The sequence below is a fragment of the Caldicellulosiruptor changbaiensis genome (assembly GCF_003999255.1).
In the GTDB taxonomy this organism is placed as follows: Bacteria; Bacillota; Thermoanaerobacteria; order Caldicellulosiruptorales; family Caldicellulosiruptoraceae; genus Caldicellulosiruptor; species Caldicellulosiruptor changbaiensis.
This window is the reverse complement of record NZ_CP034791.1, coordinates 2,396,736-2,422,651: the sequence shown is the minus strand read 5'-3', so window position 1 is coordinate 2,422,651 and position 25,916 is coordinate 2,396,736. Positions and strand designations below refer to the sequence as shown.

Genomic DNA, 25,916 nt, shown 5'->3' with positions numbered 1-25,916 from the left:
TGTAATCCCCAAGGATAAAGGGCTTAACACTTTTTCTTACCACTACTTGCAAAAAGGAGGTCTTCAAATTGCCAAATACTTTAATCGTGGGCATTGATATCAGTAGTCAGTCAAATTCTATCTTCTTCATCGATGATGCCGGTAATCACTTGATTAAAAAACCTTTTTCCTTGCCTAATGATCAAGAAGGCGCTAACGAATTAATCAAAAGAGTTATTGACTGCCTCAGCCAGTATAATCTATCCTGTATTAAGTTTGGCATGGAAGCAACTTCACATTACGCTTGGCATCTGCACTTGTATCTTGCTTCTTCATCTGAACTGCTGCCATATAAACCAACTTTTTATGTTCTCAACCCAAGCATAGTCAAAGGCTTCAAAAAAATCTACACTTTCTTGCCTAAAACAGATAGCATCGATGCAATTATCATCGCTGAATGTGTCAGGTTCAGCAAACTCAACCCAACACCTTTGCCTGATTTTAAATATGCTGCACTACAACGCCTTACCAGAATGCGCTATCATCTTGTTCACAATCTAACTCGCGAAAAAAACAGAGCTCTCAATCTCATATACCTTAAATTCTCTACTTATTCTCAAGACTGTCCATTTTCAGATATCTTCGGTAAAGCTTCTTGTGCTATCATCGAAAACTTTACACCTGATGATATCGCTTCTATGCCTTTAGAAGACTTAATTAAATTCGTATCCGATAACGGCAACAATAGACTCTCAGATGTCAATAAAATCGCTGAAATACTTAAAACCGAGGCTCAAGCGTTCATACAGATTACATCCTCTGTTGGCTGAGGCAAATGACTTAGCTTTGTCTATGACCCTTGAAAACATTAGATTTATGCAAGAACAACTTAAAAAACTCGACAAAGAAATCTCAAAACTTCTTAAAGCTTTCTCTCAAACATTAACAACCGTCCCTGGCATAGGAGATGTTCTTGCAGCCGGCATCATCGCTGAAATCGGTGATATCAAGCGCTTCAAAAATGAAGCTGCTTTGGCAAAGTATTCTGGCCTTGTTTGGACTCAGTACCAATCAGGCAACTTCAATGCCCAAGATGTCTCATTAGCTAAGTGTGGTAACCAATACCTGAGATACTATCTTGTTGAAGCTGCTAACTGTGTAAGGGTGCACACAGTACGCTACAAAGCCTTCTACAACAAGAAGTTCTCAGAGGTTACCAAGCATCAGCATAAACGTGCCCTCGTCCTAACCGCAAGACGCTTAATTCCTTTGATCTTTGCCATGCTCAGCAAAGGTCAAATATATCAAGAAAGAGGTGATGTTTACAATACTTAGTTAGTCCCAATTTTTTAATTTAATAATCTTTCCCAAACAAGCTGCCAGTTAAATTTTTCCATGCTGAGCGGCTCGGTATTTTATTGTCTTTTTTGCCCTAATTATCTAAAAAAATTTTTTAAAAAACCCCCTTGACATTATACCGTTTGTCTTTTTGATTCTATTATATACCAGACACAATTTTATTTTAACTCCCAACAACCCTTTCATCAGCCGGCTGTGAGGGTTGGGATAGATAATTAAATCAAAAAAAAAAAGATGAGGAGGTGTGAAAAGAATGAAAGAAAATTTGTCTTCATTAGTTGGACCAACTTTTGAAGAAATTGAGCAGATTGAGAAGTATTCTATTGCAGGAGGCTTTATATTTCTTGATATAAATATAAATATAGACTTGAGCCAAATAATCAGCGCTATAAAAAGCAATTTACCAAAAATTACTGCAGCTTCTGCAGGAGCAACGGTAAGTGCTGCTGTAAGTTATTATTATAGTTTCAAAAAGGGTTGGGAATTGTAAAATGAATAGGAATAATTTAATACTTTGTCATTAAATATGGAGTTAGGGAGGTATTTAAAATGAGTTTTCAAATTTATGAAGAAAGAGCAAAAGTATTGTTGGGAGAAAATTTTGAGAGTATAAGTAAACAAGAGCAGGAAAACATATGTGGTGGTATTGCATTTTTGCCAATTGTAACATGGTTTGCTGCAAGTGCGATGGTGAGTATGAGTGTTAGTGCTCTTAAAGGATTGAGTGATGCTGTTCATTTGAAACATAGGAAAGAAGATTAATAAAAGATTAAACTTTCCCGCTATTTTTGATAATATAATAAATTAAATTGAATTGTAATAGAGGAAGAGGTTGTCTTTATGAAATTATTAAATTTTTATACAAAAAACGTTAAGTATTAGAATAAAGACAGCCTCTTCCGTGATTTTTAAAAAGGAGATATAGAGAATATGTTAACTATTATAAAAGCATTTGTTCTATTTATAGTTTTAAATATTACAACAATAGTATTTCATGAAATAGGTCATTATATAGGAGCAAAAATTTTGTGGGGAAACAAAGTTTTTGTGAACGAAATAGGAATACTGAATTTTGTAATTAAATTTAGAAATTCAAATTTGAACTCAACAAAAATAAGTATTGAAAAGAAAAAAGGTTTTTATGTGGGAGGATATTGTCAGTGTTCTTTTGCAAATATCGAAAAAGAAGAAGTTACAGATTTTTATAAAATACAAATTAAATTTATTTTACTTTTGTTAAATGGTATTATTGTCTCAATTGTTGTGGACTTTTTACTTTTGTATTTTATTTTGGGATATAGTGTTTTTAAGTCTTTATTAATAGCATTAGTTTATCCCATAGCATTAATGATAGTGGAAGTAGTTGTATATATTGATAGAGGCTATAATTTTTATAATACATATCCGGATATAGTAGCTGTTTTTTACATATTAAAGAAAAATGAATTATTTCTTGAATGGGAACTTTATAGAGAAATTTTAATTACAGAGCATGAAAGAAAGTATGAAGAGGATAAAAAAGAGATAAAAAAGTATTTAATAGAAAGGATAATGTGTAAATTAAGAGAAAAACAAAAAGTTGAAAATATTAATTCACTGATTATGACAAAGATTATTGAAGAAATTTTACTTCTTTACGGGTTAGGATTATTAGAAGACTTTGTTTATAATATAAGTTTAGAAATAATTACGAATTTTATAAAGTTATCTAATAAAATGCTTACACAAAAAATGAATCTAAAATCTTATATACAGATTTGTAATTTAATTGGAGCTTATTTGACAAGTTTAACATTACAAGGTAAGCACGATGATAATTTTGATAAATTTTTAAAAAGATATATTCTGTTAAGAAAGTATTTAAAGGAACAAAAAATTGAGACTAATATTCTATATGATAAAGTAGTTTATATGATATGTAAAGATGAAGAAATAAAAATCCAAAACAATGTAAGTCACAAATATATAGCTAATAAAATTGTTAAAATGGTCGAGGAAAAGCTAAAACTACAAGCAATGTAATGGGAAGGTGAAAATATGAAAGATAAAAATCAATTTGAAAATATTTTGGGGAAAACCTTTGAAGAATTAGAAGAAAAAGAAATGTATAAAGTGGTTGAAAACAGCAAGAAAGGTGATATTTTTGAATGTGCAAAGTGGTTTTTAATTAGTGGAACTATTAGCGGCCTGGCAAGCGTAGTAATAGGATTGTTAGCCAAAAAATAAGTTAAGGTTATTTATCAAGAAAGGGTGTAGAAAATGCAGGATTTCTATTTTACAGATGATTTTTTTGTGAAATCATTAAACATTTTAGAGAGAGTAAAATTATTTAAAGAAATTGGAGTTAAAAATTTTGAACTAGTAAATTTTGAAAATTGGCTTTTTAAAAGAGGGACCTTAACAATAGAAGATTTTTTTCATATGATTGATGTATATGGAATCAGTTTAGAAGATTTTAATTTAGCATTTGCTGTTCTTTCTGAAAAGCAAAAGAAAGTTGTTAGAGAAAAGGTGGAAAAAGCAAAATGGTTTTTGTGTTTGAAAGAAGTATTGGATAGTCTTAATAGTTTAAAAAGTACGGATTATGGTTATCTAGCAATTTCAAAACTCTTTTCAAGATGGTTTTGCGAAAAATTTTTGAGTGTAAGCATTACTCTTGAAAATATTATCATGAATGAAGAGGTTATGAACAAAGTTGCTCATAGTTTAGATAATTTCTTGCTAAATATATATATAAAGACATTAATTTATGAGTATTACTTATGGCGTGAAAATAATAGTGAAAATATAAAAAATAAAAAAAATGTATTTCAGTTATTCATTCATTATTTACTCAATAATAAAGGAATATACAAGTTTATGAACGATTACCCTGTAATAGGTCGAACTATGGCACAAAAAACACTTAACTGGTTGGTATATTTCAGCAAAGTTATACATGATTTGGATAAACATTTTACAGAAATTAGTAAACGATTTGAAATAAAAAGCAATAGAATAACTAGTATAGAGATATTGGGAGATTTTCATCAAGAAAGCAGTGCGGTTTTGATAGTTATATTCGAAAAATCTAAACCGATATTATACAAGCCTCGAAATTCATCTTTACAAAAAACAGTAGTTGAGTTTATTAAGTGGTGTGAAACAAAAGAAAAAAAATTGTTGGATTTAAAATTACCTCTCCTATATGAAGGTGAAACTTTCACAATAGAAGAATACATATTTTATGTTGAATGTAACAATGAAGAAGAGTTAGAGAGATATTATCGAAGATTTGGACAGTTATGTGGATTTGTTTATTTACTTAAAGGTAGTGATATACATTTTGAAAATTTAATAGCCCATGCTGAGTATCCTGTAATAGTTGATATGGAGACAATTGTGGCTCAGGAAAATTGTCAAAAAGAGTTATTTAGAGATGCGCGGTACTTTGCTTTAAAAGAAATAAATGAATCAATCTTATCTTCGGGTTTAATTCCATGTATAAGTTTTGTTGATTTCAAAACAGGAAGAGGAGTGGACGTTAGTGCATTTAGTGGAGGAGGCCAAAAATTACCATATAAAACATTAGTACTTAATGAAAAAGACATTGATAACATCAGATTTGATTATTCAGAAATAGAAATTTCAGAAGCACAAAATATTCCAAAACTGAGAGGTGAAAAAGTAGATTTTAGGAAATATGTACCGGAAGTTTTAAAAGGATTTATGACAGTATTAGAATTTGCAAGAATCCATAAAAGTGAAATTATAAATAAAGTAGAGGAGAGTTTCAAGGGCAATATAAGATGTAGAACATTATTGAAAAATACAGATAATTATTATAAGATGTTAAGTTTCTATTCGCATCCTAGTTATACTCAAGATTTTTTAGATTTAGAAAGATTGTTTGCTAATTTATGGGTTGCAAATTACAAAAGCAAAATTGCAATTAGAAGTGAGATAGAGGATTTGATAAATTTTGATATTCCTGTTTTTTATCGAAAATTAGATGATAATGTATTAGAAGACAGTCATAATAGAAAGATAGAGGGATTTTTTATTAATTCAGGATTTAACTTAATAAAGGAAAGGATAAAAAGTATAGACAATGAGACAATAGGCAAACAAATATCAATTTTGCAAGCGTCATTGAATTATTTTGATGAAAAAATTGAGAAAATTAAGGGGAATAACCTATGTGAAAATGCGGGTGTTACTATAGAAGAGAACATAACTTTACAAAAAGAAATTCTCACAGAAGAAATAATGGAAATAGGAAACATTTTAGTAGAAAATGCTATTTGGGGAGCAAAAGAAAAATCAGTCATATGGAATGGTTTAATTTTTGACAGAATCAACAAGACTAATGTTATATTACCTTTAGAAAGCAGTTTATTTTATGGGTTAAGTGGTATTATGCTGTTTCTTAGTTATGCTTTTTTACTTGTTCCAAATGAGAATTATATGAAGATTACAAAGACATTGTTTTATCAACTCTTTAAAGATGTAAAAAAAAGAATATATATAGTAAATCAGGAAGAGGAGATTAAGAGCGTAGAAAATAAAGCTTCAATTTTATTATCTTTATTAGAGGTTTCAAATATTTATAAAGGCATATTTAGTAATATTAAAGAAGAATTACTACACTTGGTAGAATTGTTTTTTAAGAGGTTGTTAAAAAATAAAAAAACAATCCAAAGCAGTTTAATACTAAATTTTTTGAAATACTGTATAAATAAGTATAATATTGAACCTTTAAAGAAATATAAAGATATGTACAGCACCTTTATATATGACGAACCCACATTGTTTACAATGGTCAAGCGAGAGAAATACTCTAATAAACAGTACATACATTATGTCGACTTCTTATTAGACGTTGCAAATATATGCCAAAATAAATTTGCTTTTAATTATATTGTGAATAACTTTATAGAGTTTTTGGAACAAGCAGATAAACTCGTTATTTCCCAAAACTTTTTCGAATTATTATTAGTAATTTTGAAGATTTGCTCGAACGAGTTCAATAAGGAATATTTTAAAGTGTATGTGAAAAGATTAATATATGAGTACATTAAGCCCATTAAAGAAACAGATGAGCTTTTGAAAGGAAATAGTGGAGATATTGAACTTTTGTTGAAATATTCTGAGATTTTTGATGTAGATTCAATTAGGGAAATTATCGAAGAAAAAGTTAAATATATAGTTTTTAGAAAAAAACGAAAGGGAAAATTTAGTCTAAGATCAACTCCACAATATTTGCCATTAGGTTTGTTAGATGGAATTAGTGGAATTGGTTACACATTTATTCGACTTTGTTATAAAGATGCTCTTCCAATTATGGAGTTTGTATTTCCTGCATTTTTTACTAAGGAGGAAGAAGTATGAAAGTGTTTATTTTTAATGGTAGCCCAAAAGGAAATGATTCATTTTCTCTTTATGTTGCTAAAAAACTACTCACAAATATGGAGTCAATTTTAAATACGAAGTTTGAAATTAATGTGTTTGATACTAACAAATTTAGAATAAATCAATGTAAAGGATGTCTTACTTGTTTTAAACAAGGGAAATGCTTATTAGATGAGAAAGACGACATGTTGTTAATTAAAAATGCAATGGAAATATCTGATATTATTATTATAGCAACTCCTGTGTATGCTGCAAATGTATCTGCTCAAACAAAAGTTTTTATTGATCGCATATCATATTGGTTACATTTATTCAAGTTATTAGGCAAGATAGGTATTCCAATAGTAACAGCAAGTAGTAATTCATTAATTGAGGTTACATTTTATTTGAAAAGAATAATGCTTGCACTAGGTTTAAATGTTTTTGAAACAATAGCCTACACACGTGACTACCCCAATGTTGTTGATGATGAAACAAATTTTGAAGAAGAAATTTTCCAAAAAGCCCAAAAATTGTGTGAATATTTAGAAAATCCTATGAAGATAAAGGTTCATCCCCTCCAGGAAGACTATTTCAAAACCTTGAAAGATAATTTGATGTTGAGAGAAGTTGAAGATGCTGAAGTAAACTACTGGCGAGAAAATGGCTATTTTGAATTTGACAATTATGAAAGTTTACTTTTGCACTTTTTAAAAAATAAAAACTCTTGAGTAATAAAAAAAGAGAGTTTAAATAATTTTGTGTAAAGTATAGACTTCTTTTTTGGTAGCAATTCTAAATACAAACAAAAAATATCCAAGATAAACAATAAAATGCAAAAACAGACGATATAATGTCAAAGAGGTTTTTAAAAAATTTTTTTTAAATTGCAATATCGAATGCAATACTTTTTTAAAAGTAACTGGAAATTGATTATTTAAGTCCACACTGTGTATGATATTAGTATCCGTATTATTCCAGCTTACCTGCAGGAAAGCTGGTGATTGGCATTTGTTGTTATATATGTATACTATTTTAACTACCTAAATCGTTGCTATAATCTCTTATATATCTTCTCCAACAAATATCGCTCTTAGTTCTTCCGTAAACTTTCCAATGCACTCTTGTACCTAAATATCCTCCTCGGCAGGCTATTACATCAATTTGTGCTCTTTCTTATCATTTCATGCTTATCTCACTTATCTTCTTTCCCTTTGGTATAAATCTTTTTATTATCCCATTTATCCTTTTGTTCGACCCCTTTCTCTTTGCTTTAATGCAAGTATTTTATAAGCATAAAATGATTTTCCAATATTTACAAAATATTTCTTCAAATTTTATTTCTGAGTACCTATGTAGTTTAATTTCCTTTCATTTTCAAACACTCAGGAAATTTGCCCATGCAAAATAAGATTTATCTGGTGCTTGAAATTTATAAAATTTTTATTGAATTTATCAAACCATCAGAAGCTTTTAATCAACAGATTAAACAGTATTTATGATGTGTTTTAAAGAATATTAAGATATTTTTTAAAATTTCTGCATGCTAATTTAGGATGTATTTGGTATACTGCTGACTAAATCACGATAAAAACTGTTAAAAAAAGTCTTTGTGAAGGGATGATGGGGTAGCTATGAAGATAAGCAAATATATAAAAGAAGCAATGTTAAATGGAGTAAAAATTGTGAAAGAACATATCAGCGGGGAAGATGTTTATAGTGCTTTGCCTGAATCAGACAGATTTGAAATTGAGTTTTGCATAGAAATAGAAAAAAGTGGTTATTACAATCTATATTTGAATTATAAAATAGAAAAGTACACAAAAGCTGTCTATCTCGTAGATATAGATGGATTGTGTCATGGCGATATTAGATTGCATTCTGAATCGGGTGAAGTTTCAAAAATGAAGATTGGGAGGGCCTTCTTGGAAAAAGGTCAGAAAAAAATCAAAATTTATGGTGGCTGGGGAGTAGCTCACATATATGCAATTGAACTTGAAGAAGATAAGTTGCAAAATTACAGTGCTCCTTCATTTGATCTTTCAAACAAAAATGCCTCTGATAAATGCAAAAAATTGATGGAATATTTTTCAAAGATTTATAGCAAGGCAATTATTGCAGGCCAGCACACAAACACAGCACCAGGACCAGAAATTGCATATTTAGAATATCAAACAGGCAAAAAACCAGCTCTTCGTGGTTTTGATTTTCTAAGCTATACAAGACACACCATTACTAATAATATGACCTACGATGCAATGTTTGAAGTAATTTTAAATAAAGGCTCTGTTGAAGAAGCAATTAAATGGCACAAGGAGTTAGGAGGAATTGTGACATTTTGCTGGCATTGGTTTTCTCCGATAGGAGGCAACGATAAGACTTTTTATACAAAAAACACCGATTTTGATATTGAGGTTGCTCTTTGCCCTAATACTGAAGAAAACAAGCTGCTGATGGAAGATATATATGAAATCGGCAAGTGGTTGAAAATCATGGCAGATACAGATGTTCCAGTTATTTTCAGACCATTACATGAGGCTGATGGCAGGTGGTTTTGGTGGGGAGCAAAAGGGTTTGATGCTTACAAAAAGCTTTACTATCTTTTGTATGATGTATATACTAATCACTTTAAATTAAACAATCTCATATGGGTTTGGAATGCACCACATCCTGATTGGAGAATAGAAATGGACTACTATGATGTTGCAGGGGTTGACTTTTATGCCCCGGCCCAAAACTATGGTCCTCTTTCATTTTGGTATGATTATGTCTATGAGCTGACAGAAACTAAAAAACCCATAGCTTTAACAGAAAACGGACCAATTCCTGACCCAGATAAACTGCAAAGTACAAAGACTTATTGGCTTTGGTTTATGCCTTGGTGGGGTGGATTTACAACTGATGGCAAGATAAATTCGTTTGAACATCTGAGAAAGGTTTATAACCACCCTTACGTAATAACACTTGATAAATTCGACTTATTTAGAAGATGAAAAAAATAAAAGTTCAAGGCTGCCATTTGAAAAAGGTCACTTCCTAAATTCTGTAGTGGACTGGCAGCCTTGAAATTTTGTTATAACTGGGATTTTTAAACTTTTGACTTTAAGTAGCTACTTTTCTAATACCAGAAAAGAAAGAGTTATTTACATTTTGAAAAATTCCCTCTATGTCAAAATCAGTTTTTAAGCTTTGTAAATTGTATCCATAGTTTATATCTTGAAGTTTAAGATTGAAAACATCTTTTGCAAAAATCCATGGAATTTTATTCATGTAATCAGGGAAAGGTGGGCATTTGCTTGGGAGAATGTCAATTCTTTTGCCAAAAAGTGGTCTGTTTTTGCCAAAGCTAAGGTATATGTCAATACTTTTAAGTGAGATATTTCGTATATTATTATCTTTGCCATAGATTAAGATCCCATTTTCCGAATAAGCTTTTACATTGGAAATAGATATATCTTCAATAAAATTGCCTTCTTCAGGAGAGGCAATTACAATTGGTTCACCCTTTCCCCACCATGTACCAGCAAATATTTTTGTTGTCATAATGACATTTGAGATTGTAACTGATTTGACATATCCGTTTTTGCCGTTTGCAAATATTGCAATTCCTCTGTTTGAATTAAGGATGATAAGATTAGAAGCAACCACATTCTTTACTTTGCTATCTAAATGTCCCATTCTCACAGCTGCTGAGCGTGTTTGCATAATACAGTTTGACACAATTATATTTTCACAAGGTTTGTTCCAGTTTGTAATGCCAGATATAGCAACACAGTCATCACCGCAAGTAAAGAAGCTATCTGATATTATTACATTTTCGCATGAGCAAAGATGTATACCGTCGCTGTTTGGAACTCTGAGATTGTTCATAATCCTTATGTTGTGCACCTTGATGTATTTTGATGAGTGGATGCAAACTGTCCAGCAAGGTGAGTCAATAATTGAAATACCGCTCAAGCTAATATTTTCACAGTTATAGAAGAATATGGGTTGATTTGGTCGGTAAATGGGCTTACATTCTGTCTCTTCAAACTGGTCTTTGTCAAGTTGAGATAGCTCTTCGAACTGATTAAATGCTCTTGAAAAATCCATAAAACTGCTTCCGGGAAGGTCAATTGTACCTTTTCCCTCAACTGCTATGTTCTTTTCATTCATCGCATATAAAAAGGAAGTAACCTCTCCCCATTCGTTGTGGTAATAACCAATTTGGTAGTAATCTTCAATATTGTTGGTTGCTTTGATTACAGCACCTTCTTCTAAATATAGGGTTACATTAGATTTTAACCTTATAGGGCGGCTCAAATAAATTCCAGCAGGTATAACTACAACTCCACCACCATTTTCAAAACAGGTGTCAATAGCCTTTTGTATTGCTTCTGTACTGAAACTTACACCATCTGGTTTTGCTCCAAAGTCAGTTACAATTATTCTCAAGAGTTTACCTCCTATTACTTTAGGTTCATAACATTTAAAATAACCTAAAAAATCACTAAAATCCTCTCAATAATTTTGAGAAAATGTTAGATTTTGATGGTTGTAAATAACAGTGATTAAACATATTGTAATAAACGAAAAAGATGGGCATAAAGCCCTCCTTGCAATCCCTGTAGGGTTTGAGGGAAAAAACTTACTTTATCCACTCAACCACATTCCAGTTTCTTTCAGGTACTGTTTGAGGATAATTTTCAGTGTATCCTAAAGCAATTGCCCATAAAGGTTTGTATCCCTCAGGGATTTTCAGAAGTTTTATATAATCTTGTGCTTTTGGACTTGAAAAAAGTATCCCGACAAATCCTATCCAGCATGTTGCCAAACCGAGAGATTTTGCAGCAAGAAAGATGTTTTGGGTTGCAGCTGCACAGTCAACCTGGGCAGATTGACTATTTTCTTTTCCTGAAACAATTATAGCCATTGGGGCATTGTGGAAAACGTTAAAATCTTCTTTTGATGCAAATTTCTTTAAGTTTTCATCAGAAGACTGAAGTATAATATTTCTTATTTCTTGATTCATTTTGTTTAAAATATCAAGATTTTGAACCACTGTAAAAAACCATGGCTGACCATTTACAGCAGATGGAGCAAAGATTGCAGCTTCAAGTAAAAGTTTTATCTTTTCCTCTTCAACTTGGGTAGGTAAAAAGCTTCTTACACTTCGACGCTCTTTAATTGATTTTATTATTTCATTTTCAAAAACACTGCTCATTTTGTAAGCACTCTCCTTTCAAAAGAGTTTCAAAAAAAATTTAGTTTTCTAATTTCAAGACTCTAAAACTTGTTGGTTCTAAGTTGATTTCATAGATATTTTCATTTTCTGATATCATAGAGACTTTAAGATCAGAAGCTTTTAAAGGATCAACAAGTTTTTTATTTCTGTTCTTAATGTGTAAGTTTACCTTAGTTCTGTAAGGCAAGAAGGACTCTATTATGAAAGTGCCATTGCTGTATGCAAAAATGCCTATCTTTTCTCCGGCTTCAATGTAGGAATCAAAATTTTTCATAAATACCCTTCGAATTTCTGTCAAGACATCAAGTGGCCAGTTGTAGATGTCGGAGTAGTTTTCAGGTATTGTAAATGTATAAATAGTTCCTTTGCCATAAGAGTCTTTCATCAGGACAGGAAAGTTGTTTTCACCTGAGATTGCAACAATCTCCTGCCATGACGCATTTGTCCTGTGCTCTAAGACAGGAATTAGTATTTCTTTTTTACCATATACATACTTTGAAAATGAACACACTTCTGTTTTGATGGCAAATAAGTTTGTAAAAACCTTTTTGTCTGTCACTCTCACAGAGGTCAAATCTTCAATTCCTTTTCCTTGCATGGCCTTTAAAAAACCAGATGTCATTATTACATCTTTTCCGGCTAAAAGATGTTCTTTTAACTTTTGCAGAATATCCTTGTCATTTGTACAGTCAGCTGTGATAAAAACAATATTACTGTTTTCAGGAAAATATGGTGTAAGTTCGAAAGGTATTCCAACCATTCCTAAGTAGTCATAAACATGGTCTTCACCATATGAATTAAATGGATGGTAAACAGGAATTCCTATAGGATTTTCAATGTATTTACAAATCTCATCAAGATGACGCAGCTGCAGCCCAAGTGCTGGGACAAATATAGAGTTTCTCAGGTGCGGAAAGGCAAACAGAGTGATTTCTTTTGCTTTTGCAAATACAGTTAAATTTGCTTGTTCAAGGTAGCTGCCAATATTATACAGACAATCTAAAGAGTCAAACCATCCACCGAGGTTTTTGCCTGGTTTTAGATTTTCAAACCATCTCAAAAGTGAATAGCTTGCATACCTTGGAAGATGCTGCTGTGTATAAGCAGGGTCGCGGGTCTCTGTACCTGTGTAGACATAGTCAAATAGTACTACCTGAGTTTGAGGGTTGTAACCTGTCTCTTGATAGGATTCTATCCAATTTGGGTATTTGACTATTAATTTTACATTTGGATTAACACTTTTTGCAGGCTTTATCACGTACTCTCTTGAAACCTCTGTCATTAAATTTAATCTAAATTCGCTCCAGCTAAGATTTCCTTTTGCACTAATGCAAGATGGGCATGTGCAGGCGGTGAAGAAAAAGTCATCTAAAATGATTTCATCAAACAAAGAAGCTGTGTATTGAACAATCTCTTTTAACTTGTCTAAGTGTTTTTGGTTTGTGTAACAGAAAGTATTAAAGATTCTATAATAATCAAGCTCTTCATTTCCGAACACCACAGTTGCAGTGATTCCGCCAGATGTTTTAATATTTTGCCTCTCAAAAAACTCTTTCATTCTGAGCATCTTCTCTCTTGGGACGGTATCTGCACCTCTGTGTGTCTCAAGGTATACCTTTGAGATGTCTAAGTATCTTTGGAAGAACTCCAAATCTTTTTCAAGCGTCTCTAATTCTACATTTTTTAAAAATCCAGCAGGGCAGTATATTGCCAGTTTAAAGTTTTTGTATGCCATTTGCAATAACCTTCCTTTCAGAATTTGAGTAAATCGATTACAAGGAATATTATACTACTTAAAAATCTTATTACAACCTTTTTGATTACTGCCTATTTGCCCCATACTGGAGGAAAAAACTGTAAAAGACACAATTTGTGGCCTATCAGGCTTCAAAAAGAGGAGGGGTGCTAAAACTCAGAATAGATGGCCAAAGAGTGTATATAAGCGGCAAGGCAATTACTTTTTTCAAGACAGAAATAAAGGACTGCCGATAGCATCAGTTCAGACAGTCCCTGTTTTCTTCTTTAATCCTTGTAGCCCTTTCAAATGCTTCTTTGACAACAGCAGCACAGCACTTTCCAGTTGGGTTATTTATCTTTCTTTCTGTTGCACTTTAACAATTTCCCCAATAAACATTCTATGGTAATCTTTTGCAGTGTAAAAATTGTCAATGCTTTTGTCAAGGAAATTTTCAGGGATTATATCTTGAAAATAAATCTTTTTGCAAATCAAAACAAGGTTAGCCTCATCGAAAAACACTGTTTTGAACTCTTCATCTTCTTTGGGGGTGAGCTTTGCCATCTCAACCTTATTAACATCTTTGCCAGAGTATTTGCCGCAGATTTCAAGAGCTGACCTATACTCCCTACCGAAAAACGAAAGTGTAAAGAATTCATTTTCTTCAACAAACTTTCTTGTAAACCTCTGGGGTCTTATTACACAAAAGGCAACAGGCATTTCCCAAATATAGCCGAGGCTTCCCCAGCTTGCAGTCATTGTGTTAAATGAGTTGATGTTCCCTGCAGTAATGAGCATCCACTCTTGCCCAATTAAAGTAAAAGGGTTAAAATTGAGATCTTCTATTTTGATTGTTTTGTGTGCCATAAAAAATCACCTCGATAGAGATTTTGAAGTTCTTAGAGTTTGCAATTGTTGTCTTGAACTTAAATATACTACAATAAATTTTAATTTTCAAATTATTTCAACTGCAAAATTCAACAGATAGAGGAATTATAGTAGTCTTTTTCATTGGGCAAGCAAAACTCTGAATACTAATTAAAGTTTTGTTACAACAATATTGCAAAAATAGTTTTAATGTTATATAATCATAAAAATTTAAAAATACAAAAGAGCGTATCAATACAATTTTTAAGAAAGGGGGAAGGCGGCAACTGCCGCAAGCAAGATGAAAAGAGTACATTTAAAAAAGTTTTTAGTCCTTGCTATTGTCATTTCTTTTGTTGCCACAACAGTTATTGGTTTTTCTTCAACAGGGGTAAAGAAACGAAGTGAAATCCCTGACAAGTACAAATGGAATCTTGAAGAGATTTATAGCTCTCCAGAAAAGTGGAATGCAGATCTAAACAAAGTTTTGAATTACTACATCCCTAAGTTTAAGAACTACCAAGGTAAGCTTTCAGACAAAAATAAGTTGCTTGAATGTTTGAAACTAAGAGATGAAATGATGCGAATTGCAGACAAAGTCTATGTTTATGCTTATATGAAGGCTGATGAAAATCAGGCTGATAACAAGGCAAATGAGATGAGATCAAAATCTGAGACGATGTATGCGCAAGTCTCGGCAGCGGTTTCGTTTATCCAGCCAGAGCTTTTACGCTTGCCTGAAAAAACTTTAAAGTCATATATGCAGGACAAAAGTTTTACAGACTACAAAATATATCTTGATGCGGTTCTGAAACAAAAGCCTCATACGCTATCTCAAGAAGGGGAACAGTTATTAGCCTTAGCTCAGGATTTTGCAGGCTCACCTTACAGTATATTTACTCAACTAAAATATGCAGACCTTACATTCCCAAAGATTAAAGATGATAAAGGCAATGAGATTCAACTTACAGAAGCAAGTTATGGCAAGTATCTTGAAAGCAAAGATAGAGATTTCAGAAAGAGGGCATTTGAAGGTATATACTCCTCATTTGACAAAGTTAAGAATACATTGGCAGCAACGTTGACTGCTGAGGTAAAGAAAAATGTATTTTTTGCAAAAGCAAGGAAATATAATTCAGCTTTAGAAGCTTCTTTAGCACAGGAATTTATTCCAAGGAGTGTTTATGATAATCTTATCAAGGCAGTTAATAACAATATTAAGTATTTGCATAAGTATGTAGAGCTTAGAAAGAAGGTACTCAACCTTGACAAGGTTCATATATATGATATGTATGTTCCACTTGTCGCAAATTATGAAGTAAACATTGAATATGAACAGGCGAAGAACTTAATTTTAGAGGGTTTAAAACCACTTGGGAATGATTATTTAAATGTTTTAAACATTGCCTTTAACAATAGATGGATAGACGTGTTTGAGACCGAGAACAAGTATACAGGTGGATATCAATGGGGAGCATATGATACACATCCTTATATCCTTATGAACTATAACAATACTATGGACTCTGTTTTGACTCTTGCTCATGAACTTGGGCATGCTATAAATTCGTATTATACAAACAAGACACAAAAGTATATAAATTCCAATGTACCAATCTTCACAGCCGAGGTTGCTTCAACAACAAATGAGCTTCTTATGATTAACTATTTACTTAAGAAAGCAAAAAGTGATGATGAAAGACTTTATCTATTAAATACCTTAGTAGAAAATATAAGAGGTACTGTTTATACTCAGGTTATGTATGCAGAATTCGAAAAAGAAATTCATGAAAGGGTAGAAAAAGGGGAAGCACTCTCTGCAGAAACTTTGTGCAACATCTGGGGTAACTTGATGAAGAAGTATTACGGTGATAACTTTGAAGTTGATAAGCTTGCAACATTATGGTGGGCAAGGATACCACACTTTTACATGAACTTTTATGTTTATAAATACGCAACCTCTATGGCTGCTGCAAACGAGGTTGTAAAGAATATCGAAAAGGGCGATACTGCGAAGTATATAGAGTTCTTAAAAGCAGGAAGTTCAGATTATCCTATCAATGTTCTTAAAAAAGCAGGTGTTGATATGACATCAACAAAGCCTGTTGACAATTTGCTAACTTACTTTGGACAGCTTGTTGACGAGATGGAAAAGATATTGAAAAAGCAAGGAAAAATATAAAAGCAGAGAGATTGGCATATATAAAGAATTTTAAAGGGGGACTATTCAAAAGGCAAAGTGAATAGTCCCCTTTTCGTTTTTCCAATAAAACTTTTAGGGTATTAAAAAATCAATAAAGATGAATTAGAATAATCTTATTGTCATATTCTAAATCTTAAGAATGATAGGGTGAGTTTGATGATAGTGAAAGCATATATAGACGATTTTAATGAAATAACTGTTGTACTTGCTCAAATGGTTCATTCAATTAAAAGAGAAGACTTTAAGGTTTTTTTAGATGATCAGGAAATAGAAATTGAAAAGGTGGAAAAACTTATACCACATTCAGAAAATCCATTTGAAGCAGAAACGAGAGGCTATGAAATATGTGAACAAAAAGGGAAGATTAGATTTATTTTAAAAGAAGGACACTTTGATTTTCACAGAAAGCCTATGGTAAGGCCAGTTTTTGTTATTGGAGATATGAACAACTGGACAATTTCACCTGAGTGGGAGCTTTCTTATTCAAAACTCAGGGGAAGGTATGAGCTTATAAGAGATTTAAAAGATGTTCAGATTGGTCAAAAGTTTAAATTTGCAGAAGGGGCAAGTCGAAAACTTTGGTATCCGCCAGGATATGGCAATGACATTGTAATAGAGGACTATTTTGACAGAGAAGCAGCTTTTACAAATATAGTGAAAATTACAACCAGCAAAAGACTTTTAGCAAATTTAAAGTACAAGGTAGTTTACAAAAATGAACACATATATGCACGTCCAAGAGAGATTTTAACAAGAAGTGAGTACTTCTATCCGGGTGAGCTGGGTTTTAAGTATGAGCCATATGGAACCTATTTTAGACTGTGGGCACCAACCGCCTATAAGGTAAAGATTCAAATATTTGATGAGTATGAAAATTTCAAGTTTGAAAAGGAAATGTCAAGGGCAGAAAATGGGACTTGGAATGTATATCTCGCAGGTGATTTGAAAAATCATTTTTATCTTTATGAGGTCTGGCATCACAACTATGACCAAGATGAAGGATATGTTGTATATTACGTCCCAGACCCATACTCTAAGGCATCTTCGTCAAACTCTGGCAAAAGTTATATATTTGACCCGGCAGATGGCTTGATAGATGGATGGCAAGCTGATAGTTTTGTTGATAATATTGAAAAGCAAAATGACGCTATAATCTATGAGATGCATGTAAGAGACTTTACAATTGATCAAAGCTCTGGAATTGATGAAAATTTGAGAGGAAAGTTTTTAGGTTTTTGTCAAGAGGGGTACTACAAAGGAAAGATTACAACTGGACTTATGCACCTAAAAGAACTTGGGGTAACTCATGTTCATCTTTTACCAATATCTGATTTTGGGAGTGTTGATGATAAAAACCCAGACAAAAGATACAATTGGGGATATGACCCAGTGCTTTACCAGTGTCCTGAGTATTGGTTCTCAACAAAAAGCGGTGGTATTGAAGCGCTAAAAGAACTTAGAACAATGATAAAAAAGCTTCATGAAAATGGAATTGGAGTTGTGATGGATGTTGTTTTCAATCACACATACCACACAAAAGGCGGAAAATTCTCTATATTTGACAAGATTGTACCTGAATACTTTTACAGGGTAGATGACTATGGAGATTATTTAAATGCGACAGGGTGTGGAAATGAACTTGCAACAGAAAAACCAATGGTGAGGAAATTCATCCTTGACACTATTATCTACTGGACAGAGGGGTTTCACATAGACGGTTTTAGGTTTGACCTGATGGGGCTTATTGACTGTAAAACAATGAGGCAAATTGCTAATGAGGTGCGAAAACGAAATCCAAAAGCCTTGATTTATGGTGAAGGCTGGGTGATGGGCGATAGTACCTGCCTTGTCGAAGAGATGGCTACAATCTTGTCATCTTGTCATCAAGGCTATTCAATCGGGCTTTTTAACGACAGGATTAGAGATGCCATTAGAGGTGACCTTGACGGCTACAAAACAGGATATGTGCATGGAAATCTATCAGATGTTGAGAGGCTAAAACAAGGTATCAAAGCGGCAATTGATGATTTTGCAAAAGAACCTGATGAATGTGTAAACTATGTTTCCTGTCATGACAACTTGACACTTTTTGACAAGCTGCAAAAGACAATGGTTGGTGAGGACATCTTTTGGATTGACAGGGCATCAAGGCTTGCAAATGCCATTGTGCTGACATCGCAAGGGGTTGCTTTTTTACATGGTGGAGTTGAGTTTAACAGGAGCAAAGGTGGTCATCCTAATACCTATAACGCAGGAGATAACATAAACAAAATTGATTGGAGTTTAAAAGAGAAGTTTTTTGACACATTTAAGTTTTACTGTGATTTGATAAACCTGAGAAGAAAGCACATTGCTTTTAGGATGAGGTCAAGCGGAGAGATAAAGAAATACTTAAAATTTATTCCTGCACCAGATGGGGTTGTTGCTTTTATAATAACATACCCATATGATGAGTGGAAAAAGATTATTGTTGCCTACAATCCTTTTAAGGAAAAAAAGATTTTGCAGCTTCCAGAAGGTAGCTGGCGTATAAAAGCAAATGATGGCATTGTTTTCCCTGACTCTTCTGAAAAAGAGGCAATAGGCAGCTTTGAGATTGGACCAGTGAGCCTTTTTATTGCATACCAGAAATAGAAGAAAATTGGGGGTTAAACAAACTTCAATATTTATTTTACAATCTCTTTTGCCAAAAATACTCTCACATTTTCTGATTCTAAATCGAATACGCGTGGGTCATGTTCGAGCATAATAAGTGTAAATTTTATTCCAAGAGATGAATAAAGTCTTATACATTCCTCCATTTCTTTGTTGACAAAGCATGTGATGATAAAAAGCTCTCTGAAGTTGTATGATCTTAAAACGTCATATAGTAAAACCTCAAAGTACTGATTTACTTGAATTTTGATATGTGCCAAGGCCTCACACACCTTTAGAAGCTGGTTTGCATCTTGAGAAGGAAGTAGAATTTCAAGAGGTTGGCCTGTTTCCTCATCAAGTGAGTTACACGCAAATCCCACCGGTGTTGAGGCTTTTAGGCATTCATTTGCCAGGCTTGCTGCAATTTTAATTCCAAATTCAATGATGTTTTTATTGAAAACCTCTTTTCTTTCATACTCTGAACTTTGGACATTCAAAAGAATGATTGCATCGCCAGATGATGTGTATTCGTATTTGTTTACCATTAAAGTGTTGTACTTTGCAGTTGCATTCCAGTTTATTCTGTTAAAGGCATCATAGCTCTGATACTCTCTTATTCCGGCAAAGTGGAAGATGTCTTCATAGTAATGTCTCTTAACAATTGTCTCACCAGACAAGCTTGAGCGCGGCATAAGATGTTTTTGCAGGTCTAAAAAAGCAGGGTATATGGTCAAAGTGTCATTTACATAATAGCATCTATCAGCAGTTGCCAGGCCAAACAAATCTCCTGTTACAAGGTAGATTTTGTCAAGTTTATAAAAGCCACGTTTTGTTGCAACGAATTTATGACGTCTTACAATCTGCTGATAGGGCAGCAAGAAGAAGATAGAAATATATCTTAACTTGTCTCCGACGACATAGTTTTTAGAATTTTCCATAAAAAAAGATGAAGAGATTTCAAACTCGGATTTTACCCATGGAAGAGGCAAAATCTTGCCATTGTAAATTCTCTCAACTATATGTATCTCTTGCCCTTCACTACTTTTTTCTTCTTCAAAATAAATTTCATATTCTACATTTTTAAGCCCATACCTTTTTGTGACAAAGAAGTTGAGAGCAAACAGAATAGAACATATCAAAAACAACCAAAATGTTCCCATCTTGGATTTATTACCTCTTTTTAATTCTGTTTATTCTTATTATAGCCCATAATATTGAATATTCAAACTAAGAATTTGGCTAAAATTTTTGTATAAAAATGCTATTGAACATATTCAATTTCACATGTTATAATACTGCTACAACGGCGATGGAGTCCGCCGAACAAATGCCAATGATGGCTGATGACTCCTACAAATATTGCGTCTTTTCAAAAAGGCGTAATATTTGTAGGAGTTTTTTGTTTATATAGTCAAAATTGTTCTTCTAATTATGAGCAACCTACCAGAAGGAAGGAGAGACATAAAAGATGAAAAACATTGCTGCGATATCAGTAGGTGCATTTTTTGGTGCGATAAGCAGGTACTTAATTTCACAGCTTTATGTAGCTGATTTTCCAACAGCCACACTTTTTATAAACGTGCTTGGAAGCTTTGCTTTGTGCTTTGTTGCGCAGATTACTATTGATCATATAAAAATAAAACCAGCTGTTCGTCACATGATTACAACTGGGTTTATAAGCAGTTTTACAACCTTTTCTACATTTATAATTGAAATAATAAAACTTATCTCAAAAGGTGAGGCGGCAAAGGCTTTTGTGTATCCTGTGCTTTCAATTTTGCTTGGGCTTTTTGCAGCACTACTGGGTTATGAGGCAGCAGAGTTTGTTGCAGCAAGAAGGCAAAAAGAAGAGGTGGCTCAAGAGGTATGAATCTTTTTATTGTTGGACTTGGCGGTGTTGTGGGTGCAGTTTTGAGGTATATAATTTCTAAGATTTTCAAAGAAGTTATGGAAAGAGAGCACCCAATTTCAACCATGTTTATAAACGTAATTGGGTGTTTTTTCATAGGTTTTTTGTCATCAAAGCATTTACCACAAGGATACAAACTGTTTTTAACAACAGGTCTTTTGGGTGGATTTACTACATACTCTACCTTTATGCTTGAGACATCAATGTATGTAAAAAAATCAAAGCATAAAAAGGCTTTTCTGTATGTGTTCCTCTCTATTGTGTTTGGCATAATGGCAGCAGGTGCAGGGATTTGGTTGGCGAATGCTAATTAGCTTTTTTTGCTAAGATAGTAGATATAAAAGATATAAAAATGTGGTATAATCAAGAATGAATATTATTAGATACAACAAAACCAACAAGGTGTGAAGTAACAATAATGGCTTTGTCTATAGAAGAGATAAGAAAATTCGTAAATGAGAGAAAAATTAAATGGCGTGCTCATATGTTGCAGAGGATGAGAGAAAGAAATATAACCAGGGAAAATGTAATAGAATGTATCCTTAAAGGTGAAATTATAGAGCAGTATGAAAATGATTATCCTTATCCGAGTTGTTTAATCTCTTGGGTACCCAAAAATGGTTCACCACTTCATGTAGTCTGTGCAGTTGGAGATGGTTTTTTATGGCTTATAACTGCATATTTTCCTTCTGAGGACGAATGGATGATTGATTTTAAAACGAGGAGGAAATAAAAAATGAAGTGTCCATTGTGTAGAACAGAAATGAAAGAAGGAAAGATTAAACATATTGTTGATGTTGGTAACCAAACTGTGATTATAAAAAACGTTCCAGCCCTTGTATGTGGACAATGTGGAGAAGCTTATCTTGATGATGAAACAGCACTTAAGCTTGAAAAGATAGTGGATGAACTTCTTAAAACTAAAACAGAGATAATTATAGCAAACTATTCAGATATTGCAGCATAGACAATTGTACAATTTTATGTTGGATTTAATTATCCCTTATAAGATTAGATGCGATAATTACACGAAGCCAGCTACAGGAGATATATAGATTTTTAACCATCCTGTAGCTTTTTGTTTTATTTTAGAGATTGAAACTTTCTTCACAGGTAGTATATAATTTAAATATTGTAAAAATCAAAAATAAATTACCTTCAAGGAGAGACAACTATTATGAAAATCCAAGCACCAAAAGGAACAAAAGATGTCTTGCCAGAAGAAAGTTATATATGGCAGTATATTGAGGACAAATTCAGGCAGATTTGCAAACTTTATGGCTATCAAGAAGTAAGATTTCCAACATTTGAATATACAGAGCTTTTCCAGCGAGGCGTTGGTGAGACAACAGACATTGTTCAAAAAGAGATGTACACTTTTTTAGACAAAGGTGGAAGAAGTATAACATTGCGTCCAGAAGGAACTGCGTCTGTTGCGCGACTGTTCATTGAACACGGTTTTGCCTCAAGACCAATGCCACAGCGTCTTTATTACATTATATCAGCATTCAGATATGAAAATACCCAAGGCGGAAGGTACAGAGAGTTTCATCAATTTGGTATTGAAAACTTTGGTTCAAAGTCACCTGTGACAGATGCAGAGATTATTTCACTATCTTACAATTTCTTTGTTTCTCTTGGGCTTGACAATATTGTTGTGAATATAAACAATATTGGTTGTCCTATTTGCAGAAAGGATTATGTAAAAAATCTCAAAGAGTACTTTTTAGGCTACTATGATAAGCTCTGTCCAACCTGCAGACAAAGGCTTGAAAAAAATCCGATGAGGATTCTTGACTGCAAAGAAGATACTTGCAAACTGATTGCAAAAGATGCTCCAAAGCCCATTGACTATCTTTGCGATGAGTGCAAATTGCATTTTGAGAGTTTAAAAGACTATTTGACTGCAGCAGGCGTTTGTTACAAGGTTGACCCCTATATCGTAAGAGGCTTAGATTATTATACAAAAACAGTTTTTGAGATTGTTGACCTTGTTTTGGACAAAGAGCTTGCAATCTGTGGTGGGGGAAGGTATGATAACTTAATAGAGCAGATAGGTGGAAGCAGCACCCCTGGCATTGGGTTTGCAATTGGTGTTGAGAGACTTATAATGCTTCTTTCACAAAAAGGTCTGATTCCACAAAAGCCACAGGTTCCTCAAGTTTTTATTGCAACCTTAGGAGATTTGGCAACCAAAAAAGCGTTTGAGATTGCAAGTACTTTGAGGTTTGAAGGAATTTCAACTGTGATTGAGGAGCTTTCAAGAAGTCTAAAGTCTCAGATGAAATATGCAGATAAGCTGGGTTGTGATTTTTCAGTCATAATCGGCGATGACGAGATTGAAAAAGGTGTTTGCAAACTAAGAAACATGAAGACGTCATCAGAAGAGATTGTAAAAATAGAAAGTTTGGCTCAGTACATCAAAAGTAAGATATAAACAAAATTTACAAAGAGGGTGATATTATTGGAAAGCATCAAAGGCTTCAAAAGAACAAAGTACTGTGGAGAAGTGTCGCTTGAAGATGTTGGGAAAGAAGTGGTTCTGACGGGTTGGGTTGACACAAGACGTGACCTTGGCGGAATAATATTTGTTGATTTGCGAGACAGAACTGGAATTGTTCAGGTTGTGTTTGACGAGAAGATGGGCGAAGAACTTATGGAGAACGCAGACAGTTTGAGAAACGAATATTGTATTGGCATCAGAGGCATTGTAGAAAAAAGACCACCTGAAACAGTAAACCCTAAAATCAAAACTGGTGAGGTTGAGGTAAGGGCAAAGGAGCTTAGAATATTTAGCAAGTCCGAAACACCGCCATTCCCAATTGAAGAAGGAATAAACGTAAATGAAGCTGTAAGGTTAAAGTATAGATACCTTGACCTCAGAAGACCTGATATGCAAAGAAACCTAATGTTCAGGCACAAACTTTACCAAGTGGTTAGAAATTTCTTGTCCCAAAACGGCTTTATTGAAATAGAAACACCAATGCTTACAAAATCAACACCAGAGGGTGCAAGGGATTATCTTGTTCCAAGCAGAATCTTTCCAGGCAAGTTCTTTGCACTGCCACAGTCACCACAGCTTTTCAAACAACTTTTAATGGTTGCTGGGTTTGACAGGTATTTTCAGATTGTAAAGTGCTTCAGAGACGAGGACTTGCGTGCAGACAGGCAACCTGAGTTTACGCAGATTGATATTGAGATGTCATTTGTTGATGTAGATGATGTGATTGAGGTTAATGAAAGGCTTCTTCAGACAATTTTTAGGGAGATGCTTGGAATAGATCTAAAACTTCCTCTTCCAAGGCTGACATACAAAGAAGCAATGGAAAGGTTTGGCTCAGACAAGCCTGACACACGTTTTGGAATGGAGCTTGTAAACCTCACTGACATTGTGAAAAACTGTGAATTCAAAGTTTTTGCAGATGCAGCAAACAAAGGCGGGTCAGTTAGAGCAATAAACGCAAAAGGGTGTGCTGTGAAATTTTCAAGACGAGAGATAGATGCCTTGGTTGAGTACGCTAAGAATTTTGGTGCAAAAGGACTCGCATGGATAGCAGTGGAAAGTGATGGATTAAAATCACCAATTGTCAAGTTTTTAAAGGAAGAAGAGATAAATGAGATTCTAAAAAGACTTGATGCGCAGGTTGGCGACCTTCTTTTGTTCTCGGCAGACAAAGACGAGGTTGTATTTGACGTCCTTGGGAATGTTAGACTTGAGATTGCAAGGAAATTGAACCTTCTTGACAAGTCTAAATTCAATCTTTTGTGGGTAACAGAATTTCCTCTATTTGAGTACTCAGAAGAAGAAGGAAGGTATGTGGCAAAGCACCATCCATTTACATCGCCTATGGACGAGGACATAGAGTTTTTGGAGACAGATCCAGCAAAAGTCAGGTCAAAAGCATATGACATTGTTCTAAATGGAACAGAGATTGGTGGTGGGTCAATAAGAATTCACTCAACAGAGCTACAAAAGAGAATGTTCAAGGCACTTGGCTTTACTGAAGAGCGAGCACAAGACAGATTTGGGTTTTTGCTTGAGGCGTTCAAATACGGAACACCACCGCATGGCGGAATTGCATATGGGTTTGATAGACTCTGTATGCTTCTTTTAGGGCTTGATTCGATAAGAGATACAATTGCATTCCCGAAAGTAAAGGATTCTTCATGCCCGCTCACAGATGCACCATCAGAGGTTGAGCCAAAACAACTTCGTGAGCTTCATATTAAGGTAGATGTTGTGAAGGTATAGAGAATCGCTGGAGAAAAAGTTGATATAAAAAGATTTAAAGGGCTCATATCCTTGAGAAAAGTACCTAAACTTGAAAAAGGGTATGAGCCTTGTTTTGTTGTTATAAAATTTTTACTTCATTTCATTTCAATATAGTACAAATACCATGTCAAGGTTTCAAAACAAAAATTCAATTTTCTTAATTCAATTTAGTCAAAAGGTGAACTATAGTAATTTCTAAAGAGATGATAACGATTACATGTACTGGTAGTTAGATTTAGTTGTTTAAAAATTATTTAGACCTTTCAAAGTTGCATATCTGAGAGGGATTTTTTTCTTTGACGAAAAAGGAGAAGATTTTACAAGAGAAGAGGAGACAAAAGGTGTGCAAGGTAAATTTTC

The 25,916-nt window shown here is 33.5% G+C and carries 20 protein-coding genes, 2 pseudogenes and 1 riboswitch; of the genes and pseudogenes, 16 read left to right on the top strand and 6 right to left on the bottom strand.

The features are described from left to right. Positions 1-68: 68 nt before the first annotated feature. The 8 genes and pseudogenes from ELD05_RS15080 (at position 69) to ELD05_RS11640 (ending at position 9,701) form a co-directional block, all read left to right on the top strand. Positions 69-1,314, top strand: a pseudogene (locus tag ELD05_RS15080) (IS110 family RNA-guided transposase). A gap of 277 nt (positions 1,315-1,591) precedes the next feature. Continuing rightward, positions 1,592-1,828, top strand: coding sequence for a hypothetical protein (locus ELD05_RS11670; protein WP_127352568.1), 237 nt, complete (start codon positions 1,592-1,594; stop codon positions 1,826-1,828). Positions 1,829-1,887: 59 nt separating this feature from the next. Then, positions 1,888-2,100: a hypothetical protein gene (locus ELD05_RS11665; RefSeq protein WP_127352567.1), complete on the top strand. Its 213-nt coding sequence runs from the start codon at positions 1,888-1,890 to the stop codon at positions 2,098-2,100. 168 nt (positions 2,101-2,268) lie between these two features. Then, on the top strand, positions 2,269-3,360 hold the full coding sequence (locus ELD05_RS11660) for a hypothetical protein (RefSeq protein WP_127352566.1): 1,092 nt from the start codon (positions 2,269-2,271) through the stop codon (positions 3,358-3,360). Between the two features lie 15 nt (positions 3,361-3,375). Next, positions 3,376-3,564 carry a hypothetical protein gene (locus tag ELD05_RS11655; RefSeq protein ID WP_127352565.1) on the top strand — a complete coding sequence of 63 codons (189 nt, stop codon included), beginning with the start codon at positions 3,376-3,378 and terminating at the stop codon, positions 3,562-3,564. Positions 3,565-3,597: 33 nt separating this feature from the next. After that, positions 3,598-6,708: a type 2 lanthipeptide synthetase LanM gene (gene lanM / locus ELD05_RS11650; RefSeq protein WP_127352564.1), complete on the top strand. Its 3,111-nt coding sequence runs from the start codon at positions 3,598-3,600 to the stop codon at positions 6,706-6,708. After that, positions 6,705-7,439 (top strand): flavodoxin family protein, encoded by a 735-nt coding sequence (locus ELD05_RS11645; RefSeq protein WP_127352563.1) that lies wholly within the window; start codon positions 6,705-6,707, stop codon positions 7,437-7,439. Before lanM ends, ELD05_RS11645 begins: the two co-directional genes overlap by 4 nt. Before the next feature lie 903 nt (positions 7,440-8,342). Then, positions 8,343-9,701, top strand: a complete 1,359-nt coding sequence (locus ELD05_RS11640) for a glycosyl hydrolase (protein ID WP_127352562.1) — start codon at positions 8,343-8,345, stop codon at positions 9,699-9,701. 109 nt (positions 9,702-9,810) lie between these two features. Here the strand turns inward: ELD05_RS11640 and ELD05_RS11635 are convergent, their stop codons facing one another. The 5 genes and pseudogenes from ELD05_RS11635 to ELD05_RS11610 all read right to left on the bottom strand — a co-directional run bounded on the left by ELD05_RS11635 (position 9,811) and on the right by ELD05_RS11610 (position 14,534). Then, positions 9,811-11,142: a glycoside hydrolase family 28 protein gene (locus ELD05_RS11635; RefSeq protein ID WP_127352561.1), complete on the bottom strand. Its 1,332-nt coding sequence runs from the start codon at positions 11,140-11,142 to the stop codon at positions 9,811-9,813. A 193-nt stretch (positions 11,143-11,335) separates the two neighbouring features. Next, positions 11,336-11,911, bottom strand: coding sequence for a nitroreductase family protein (locus ELD05_RS11630; protein WP_127352560.1), 576 nt, complete (start codon positions 11,909-11,911; stop codon positions 11,336-11,338). Between the two features lie 40 nt (positions 11,912-11,951). Continuing rightward, the gene (locus tag ELD05_RS11625) at positions 11,952-13,667 is read right to left on the bottom strand and encodes a permease (RefSeq protein ID WP_127352559.1); all 1,716 of its coding nucleotides are present in this window, start codon (positions 13,665-13,667) and stop codon (positions 11,952-11,954) included. Between the two features lie 259 nt (positions 13,668-13,926). Then, positions 13,927-14,028 (bottom strand): annotated as a pseudogene (locus ELD05_RS15075) ((2Fe-2S)-binding protein); the annotation flags it as partial. After that, the gene (locus ELD05_RS11610) at positions 14,022-14,534 is read right to left on the bottom strand and encodes a flavin reductase family protein (RefSeq protein ID WP_127352558.1); all 513 of its coding nucleotides are present in this window, start codon (positions 14,532-14,534) and stop codon (positions 14,022-14,024) included. The pseudogene ELD05_RS15075 and the gene ELD05_RS11610, both read right to left, overlap by 7 nt. Positions 14,535-14,835: 301 nt before the next feature. Between ELD05_RS11610 and pepF the strand changes: the two genes are divergently transcribed. Both pepF and pulA read left to right on the top strand, forming a co-directional pair. Further along, entirely contained in the window at positions 14,836-16,716 is a 1,881-nt protein-coding gene (pepF, locus tag ELD05_RS11605) for an oligoendopeptidase F (protein WP_127352557.1), read from the top strand. Between the two features lie 177 nt (positions 16,717-16,893). Then, positions 16,894-19,371, top strand: coding sequence for a type I pullulanase (gene pulA, locus ELD05_RS11600; RefSeq protein WP_127352556.1), 2,478 nt, complete (start codon positions 16,894-16,896; stop codon positions 19,369-19,371). A 32-nt stretch (positions 19,372-19,403) separates the two neighbouring features. On the opposite strand, the gene ELD05_RS11595 is transcribed toward pulA, so the two are convergent. Continuing rightward, positions 19,404-20,534, bottom strand: coding sequence for a DUF58 domain-containing protein (locus ELD05_RS11595; protein WP_127352555.1), 1,131 nt, complete (start codon positions 20,532-20,534; stop codon positions 19,404-19,406). A 136-nt stretch (positions 20,535-20,670) separates the two neighbouring features. Next, positions 20,671-20,734, top strand: a riboswitch (Fluoride riboswitch). A gap of 108 nt (positions 20,735-20,842) precedes the next feature. Between ELD05_RS11595 and crcB (ELD05_RS11590) the strand changes: the two genes are divergently transcribed. The 6 genes from crcB (ELD05_RS11590) (at position 20,843) to aspS (ending at position 25,535) form a co-directional block, all read left to right on the top strand. Then, positions 20,843-21,244: a fluoride efflux transporter CrcB gene (crcB, locus tag ELD05_RS11590; protein ID WP_045165599.1), complete on the top strand. Its 402-nt coding sequence runs from the start codon at positions 20,843-20,845 to the stop codon at positions 21,242-21,244. Beyond that, on the top strand, positions 21,241-21,597 hold the full coding sequence (gene crcB / locus ELD05_RS11585; protein ID WP_127352554.1) for a fluoride efflux transporter CrcB: 357 nt from the start codon (positions 21,241-21,243) through the stop codon (positions 21,595-21,597). The genes crcB (ELD05_RS11590) and crcB (ELD05_RS11585) overlap by 4 nt, the downstream gene beginning before the upstream one ends. A 104-nt stretch (positions 21,598-21,701) precedes the next feature. Continuing rightward, positions 21,702-22,016: a DUF4258 domain-containing protein gene (locus ELD05_RS11580; protein ID WP_127352553.1), complete on the top strand. Its 315-nt coding sequence runs from the start codon at positions 21,702-21,704 to the stop codon at positions 22,014-22,016. Between the two features lie 3 nt (positions 22,017-22,019). Beyond that, complete coding sequence (locus tag ELD05_RS11575) at positions 22,020-22,250, top strand: type II toxin-antitoxin system MqsA family antitoxin (RefSeq protein ID WP_039767166.1); 231 nt, start codon at positions 22,020-22,022, stop codon at positions 22,248-22,250. 210 nt (positions 22,251-22,460) lie between these two features. Further along, a complete protein-coding gene (gene hisS / locus ELD05_RS11570; protein ID WP_127352552.1) occupies positions 22,461-23,720 on the top strand; it encodes a histidine--tRNA ligase in 1,260 nt (419 codons plus the stop codon). Positions 23,721-23,747: 27 nt separating this feature from the next. Continuing rightward, positions 23,748-25,535 (top strand): aspartate--tRNA ligase, encoded by a 1,788-nt coding sequence (aspS, locus tag ELD05_RS11565; RefSeq protein WP_127352551.1) that lies wholly within the window; start codon positions 23,748-23,750, stop codon positions 25,533-25,535. The last annotated feature ends 381 nt before the right edge of the window (positions 25,536-25,916 follow it).